Genomic DNA, 3,813 nt, shown 5'->3' with positions numbered 1-3,813 from the left:
CCTACGGAGGCATCACTTTCCCTATCCTTTTACCATCTTGTGACCCTTGTAGCCAATCAATTGATGAGAAATTGCACCTCAGCATCATATCTCGCTGAAACATGGTCACTTTACATCCAATAAATTCGCAAAATTGTAGATCTTCTGGTCAGCACGAAAAGGCAAGTTATAATGCCTGCAATTTCATGGATGCATTATTTAACTTGGAAATGCCGATTATGACTAAATCACAGAACGTAGACCCAGCAGAAATTAAGAAATTCGAAGACATGGCGTCACGCTGGTGGGATCTCGAAGGCGAGTTTAAGCCTCTACACCAAATCAACCCACTTCGCCTAAATTACGTGCTAGAAAAAACCGAAGGCTTGTTTGGTAAGAAAGTCCTCGATGTTGGCTGCGGCGGCGGTATTTTAGCGGAGAGCATGGCTGTTGAAGGTGCAGTAGTCACTGGCTTAGACATGGGCAAAGAGCCACTAGAAGTAGCTCGTCTTCACGCTCTAGAAACCGGTACCAAGCTAGATTACATCCAAAGCACGATTGAAGACCATGCAGAGCAAAATCCACAAACTTACGATGTGGTGACATGTATGGAAATGCTGGAGCACGTTCCAGACCCACAATCTGTGATTACTGCTTGTTCAAAATTGGTAAAACCGGGTGGACACGTATTCTTCTCTACGCTGAACCGTAATTTCAAATCTTACTTGTTCGCTATTGTTGGCGCAGAGAAACTGCTTAGAATTGTTCCTGAAGGCACGCACGAGCATGACAAGTTCATTCGCCCAGCTGAACTTATCAAGATGATAGACAACACCCCCCTTCAGGAATTAGGCATCACTGGCCTACACTATAATCCGTTAACAGACAGTTACCGTTTAGGGCAAAACGTTGACGTTAACTACATAGTTCACACTAAAAATTTCGCCTAACAAATATCAATAAATCAACCGCAAAATTTTTTAATAAAAAAGACTAATGAAAAGAGTTGCAATTACCATAACTTTGCAACTTTTTTCAGTCTAAATTTCGTGCGCCAGCTTCCATTTTGACCACCTAGATTTAAATTTAATCGCCGAAAATCCATCGCTCATTTTGCCCAAAGATCAAGGGATTTTTTTTTATCGGCGTGCAAAAATAAAGCATCCTTAAAAGGCGAGTTTTATACAATCAAGTGACATCTAACCTCATCAGTTAGTGGTCACTTACAGTTTTTTTTCAATCCACCACTTATCCACAAGCAACCCCATTTCTTTGCCTTGAAAAATATCAGTTGTAGCACTATCTTGTAACCCAACAAACAAATGACCCCTATATGTTGTGTTTGAACTACAATGTATGGGTAGACCAAGATCACAAAGCCGAAACGTAATTTACAAAAATTACACAGAAATAGACAAAAACACGGCCTTGTTCAGTTTTGTTAGGGAAATTAAGCAGAATGAACCAACAACTTACTGTTACTAAGCGTAACGGGCGCAAAGAAACGATCGATTTAGAAAAAATCCATCGCGTGATCACATGGGCAGCTGAAGGCTTGCACAATGTTTCTGTATCACAAGTAGAATTGAAAGCTCACATTCAGTTTTACGATGGCATTACCACTACTGATATCCATGAGACAATCATCAAGTCAGCAGCGGATCTAATCTCTGAAGAGACTCCAGATTACCAATATCTTGCAGCACGTCTTGCAGTATTCCACCTACGTAAGAAAGCGTACGGCGAATACGAGCCACCTGCTCTTTACGACCACGTTGCAAAACTGGTTGATATGGGTAAATACGATAGCCACCTAATGGAAGACTACACGAAGGCCGAGTTCGATGAACTTGACTCGTACATCGACCACAAGCGTGACTTAGATTTTTCTTACGCAGCGGTTAAACAGCTTGAAGGTAAATACTTCGTGCAGAACCGTGTAACGAAAGAAATCTACGAGAGTGCTCAGTTCCTTTACATTCTAGTTGCTGCGTGTCTATTCGCTAAATACCCGAAATCGACTCGTCTTGACTACATCAAACGTTTTTACGACGCATCGTCTACGTTTAAGATTTCTCTACCTACACCGATCATGTCTGGTGTACGTACGCCTACTCGTCAATTCAGTTCTTGTGTACTGATCGAGTGTGGTGACAGCCTTGATTCTATCAACGCAACTGCAAGCTCAATTGTTCGTTACGTATCTCAACGTGCTGGTATCGGTATCAACGCAGGTCGTATCCGTGCACTTGGTTCTGAGATTCGCGGTGGTGAAGCGTTCCACACAGGCTGTATCCCTTTTTACAAATACTTCCAAACAGCAGTGAAATGTTGTTCGCAAGGTGGTGTTCGTGGTGGTGCAGCAACGGTATTCTACCCGCTATGGCACGGTGAAGTTCAGTCTCTACTAGTACTGAAGAACAACCGTGGTGTTGAAGAGAACCGTGTTCGTCACATGGATTACGGCGTACAGCTGAACAAGCTTATGTACTCTCGCCTAGTTCAAGGCGGCAACATCAGCCTGTTCTCACCATCTGACGTACCTGGCCTATACGATGCGTTCTTCGAAAACCAAGAGCGTTTTGAAGAGCTGTACGTTAAGTACGAAAACGATCCGTCAATCAAGCGTGAAACAGTAAAAGCAGTAGAGCTATTCTCTCTATTAATGCAAGAGCGTGCTTCTACTGGTCGTATCTACATTCAGAACGTTGACCACTGTAATACACACAGCCCGTTTGATTCTGAAGTTGCACCTGTTCGTCAATCGAACCTATGTCTAGAAATCGCGCTGCCGACTAAGCCGCTTTCTAACGTAGAAGATGACGAAGGCGAAATTGCACTATGTACGCTTTCAGCATTTAACCTTGGCGCAATCAACGATCTGGATGACCTAGCAGAGCTTTCTGAGCTGGTTGTTCGTGCTCTAGACGCACTTCTTGATTACCAAGATTACCCGCTTCCAGCAGCATACAAGTCGACAATGAACCGTCGTACTCTAGGTGTAGGTGTTATCAACTACGCATACTACCTAGCGAAGAATGGTGTTAAGTACTCTGACGGCAGTGCAAATGGCCTGACTCACCGTACTTTTGAAGCGATTCAATACCACCTACTAAAAGCGTCTGTTGAACTAGCGAAAGAGCAAGGCCGTTGCCCATCTTTCCACGAAACTAACTACGCGAAAGGCCTACTGCCAATCGATACTTACAAGAAAGATATCGACTTAGTATGTGATGAGCCTCTGCACTACGATTGGGATGCGCTACGTGAAGAGATCATGGAGCACGGTCTGCGTAACTCTACGCTAACTGCGCTTATGCCTTCTGAGACTTCGTCTCAAATCTCGAACGCGACTAACGGTATCGAGCCACCACGTGGTTACGTATCAGTGAAAGCATCGAAAGACGGCATCCTGAAGCAAGTGGTTCCAGATTTCCTAAATCTTAAAGAAAACTACGAGCTACTTTGGAACATTGGTTCTAACGACGGTTACCTGCACCTAGTGGGTATCATGCAAAAATTCGTTGACCAAGCTATCTCTGCAAACACTAACTATGATCCAAGTGTTTACGATAGCGGTAAAGTACCAATGAAGAAGCTGCTTCAAGACCTACTGACTGCTTACAAGTTTGGTGTTAAGACGCTTTACTACCATAACACTCGTGATGGTGCTAAAGACGACCAAGGCGACGCAGTAACAGTGCCGGAAGAAGATTGTGAAGGCGGCGGTTGTAAGATCTAAACCGCAGTAAAAATATTAAGACCCCAGAGAAGTTATCTTCTCTGGGTTTAAAGCATTAACAGGGTTCGTTTTATAACGAGTCTTTAAAGGAT

At 43.5% G+C, this 3,813-nt stretch carries 2 protein-coding genes; both read left to right on the top strand.

The annotated features are described in order from the left end of the window. The first annotated feature begins 185 nt into the window (after window positions 1-185). Complete coding sequence (gene ubiG, locus BCT81_RS26885; protein ID WP_102426442.1) at window positions 186-929, top strand: bifunctional 2-polyprenyl-6-hydroxyphenol methylase/3-demethylubiquinol 3-O-methyltransferase UbiG; 744 nt, start codon at window positions 186-188, stop codon at window positions 927-929. Between the two features lie 509 nt (window positions 930-1,438). Further along, on the top strand, window positions 1,439-3,721 hold the full coding sequence (gene nrdA / locus BCT81_RS26880; RefSeq protein WP_102426441.1) for a class 1a ribonucleoside-diphosphate reductase subunit alpha: 2,283 nt from the start codon (window positions 1,439-1,441) through the stop codon (window positions 3,719-3,721). Window positions 3,722-3,813: the final 92 nt, after the last annotated feature.

Source organism: Vibrio sp. 10N.261.52.A1 (assembly GCF_002876325.1).
GTDB lineage: Bacteria > Pseudomonadota > Gammaproteobacteria > Enterobacterales > Vibrionaceae > Vibrio > Vibrio chagasii.
The sequence above is the reverse complement of the archived record's forward strand: the minus strand, read 5'-3'. Positions and strand labels throughout refer to the sequence as shown.